Source organism: Microbacterium sp. GbtcB4, from assembly GCF_019091465.1.
Classification (GTDB): Bacteria; Actinomycetota; Actinomycetes; order Actinomycetales; family Microbacteriaceae; genus Microbacterium; species Microbacterium paraoxydans.
The window spans coordinates 1-265 of the sequence record NZ_JAGXJJ010000182.1 but is presented as its reverse complement, the minus strand read 5'-3'; the positions used below and the strand labels follow the sequence as shown (position 1 = coordinate 265).

The window sequence follows — 265 nt, the reverse complement described above, 5'->3', positions numbered from 1 at the left end:
GGATCTCGACGAGCAGCTCCGCCTCGGTCGCGGCGGCCGGCTCCCCCTCCGGCTCCTCGGCGGGCGGGCCCCTGCGTGCCTCGACGTGCGCCTTGAAGGTGTTCATCGGCAGCACGAAGACGAAATAGACGACCGCGGCGGCCGCGAGGAAGCTGATGATCGCCGAGATCAGGTCGCCGATCGGGAAGACGTCCTCTTCGCCGTAGATGTTGGTGACAGGGGTGCCGAAGTTCCCGGCCGCATCGGCCTTGAGGAAGAGCGCGAT

General features: G+C 67.9%; 1 protein-coding gene. It reads right to left on the bottom strand.

What is annotated here, in order from left to right; genetic code table 11:
• A partial coding sequence (locus KVS71_RS17635; RefSeq protein WP_217585177.1) for an MscL family protein occupies positions 1 to 265 on the bottom strand: 265 nt, incomplete at both ends.